2 protein-coding genes are annotated in these 1,732 nt (G+C 72.3%); one reads left to right on the top strand and one right to left on the bottom strand.

What is annotated here, in order from left to right; all coding sequences use genetic code 11:
• Positions 1-551 (top strand): response regulator (locus tag AC1DOC_RS32460; RefSeq protein WP_478131420.1); only part of this gene is annotated, 551 nt, incomplete at its 5' end.
• A 21-nt stretch (positions 552-572) separates the two neighbouring features.
• On the opposite strand, the gene AC1DOC_RS32465 is transcribed toward AC1DOC_RS32460, so the two are convergent.
• On the bottom strand, positions 573-1,655 hold the full coding sequence (locus AC1DOC_RS32465; RefSeq protein ID WP_478131421.1) for a helix-turn-helix transcriptional regulator: 1,083 nt from the start codon (positions 1,653-1,655) through the stop codon (positions 573-575).
• Positions 1,656-1,732 lie beyond the last annotated feature (77 nt).

The raw sequence follows: 1,732 nt of genomic DNA on the forward strand, positions 1-1,732 counted from the left end.
CGGTGGCGCTCATCTACAACCCGGTGGCAGTGGCCGCGGTGCATGGCGACCAGGCGCGCGAGCGCCAGGCCGCCGCGCTGGCCGCGCCCGCGCATGCCGCCGGCGCCGACCACGGCGCGCCGCAGGAGCCGTTGCCGATGCTGGCTCCGGTGGCGCCGCAGGTGCCGCTGGTGCTGGTGGTCGACGACTCCATCACCGTGCGCCGCGTGACGCAGCGCCTGCTGCAGCGCGAAGGCTATCGCGTGTCCCTCGCGGCCGACGGCCTGCAGGCGCTCGAACGCCTGCAGCAGGAGCGCCCGGCGGTGGTGCTGTCGGACATCGAGATGCCGCGCATGGACGGCTTCGACCTGGCGCGCAACATCCGCGCGGACGATTCGATGGCCGGCCTGCCGATCATCATGATCACCTCGCGCATCGCCGAGAAGCACCGCGACTACGCGCGCACGCTGGGCGTGAACCACTACCTCGGCAAGCCCTACTCGGAAGAGGAACTGCTGCGCCTGGTGCGCAGCTACACCAGCGAGCCTGCCGCCACGCTGGCAGTGGCCTGAACCTGGGCCGCGGCCAGCGTCCTAGGGCGCGAGCAGCGCCTTGCGCACCAGGTCGACCTGCCGCGTGCAGCCCATCTTGGCCATCAGCGAGCCGAGCTGGCTGCGCACCGTGTGCACCGACACGCCCTGCGCGCCGGCATGCTGCTTGGGCGACTGGGCCGCGACCAGCGCGGCCAGCACGCGCGCCTCGGCAGGCGTGATGCCGAAGGCGCTGCAGAGGCCGTCGGTCGAGGGCGCCGCCTRCGAACGGCCGAGGCGGATGCGCGCCAGCACCAGCACCTCCTCGCCCAGGCTCAGCTGCGGTGCGGCGCGAGCCATTTCCAGTTCTTGCAGGCCTGCCGATCCGCCGGCGATGGGCAGGCAGACCCGCTGGCGCGATTGCGCCGCCAGCCGCAGGCCGGCCGCCAGCGCCTGCTGCGTCTGTGCATCCGGATGCCAAAGCCGCTGGCCGCGCAGGCGCAGCAAGCGGCTGGTGCCGAAGAACTCCTGCGCGCCGGCCGATGCGCGCAGCACCGTGCCCGCGGGCGTCACCAGCAAGACCGCCTCGCCGAAGGCCGCGAGCGCGGATTCGGCGCCGCCGAGCCACAGCCGGGCGCGCTCGTCGCGGCGCGCCAGCCCGTGGCGCAGCGCCTGGGTGACGCGGCGGATCCGCGTGCTGTCGAGCAGCCGGCGCGCATGCGCGGCCGTGCTGCGCTGCACCGTGAGGCCGCCGCGGCGCTGCGGGCCCTCGTCGACGACGCAGGCCAGCATCTGGCGCGCGCCGTGTCGGCACATGAAGTCGGCGTAGTAGAGGTTCTTCGAGAGAAAGGCGGGCGAGAACAGCTCGTGCGTGTCGAACCAGCTCCCGGGCGCGGCGCCCAAGGTCGGCGGAATCAGGATGTCGTGCGCGCAGAAATGCTGCACATATTCGCGCTCGGCGGCCGGTGAAACATTGACCTGCTGAAAGCTCAGCAGCTCGCTGCCGCGCTCCAGCAGGATGAAGGTGGCGCTGTCGCCGCCGATCACCTGCTGCATGCTTTGCAGCAGCTCGCTCCATGGCGGCTGTGGATCGTCCAGGTGCGCGATGGCGTCGAGCGCGCGGCGCAATGCGAGATTCCGGTTCATGTAGTGCCTCCCTGGCCTGCCGGTTTTTCCCACGGCCATGATGCGCGCCCGCGCCGCCGGGTGTCAACGCGGCTCGG

The organism is Variovorax sp. 01T439_2 (genome assembly GCF_056398445.1).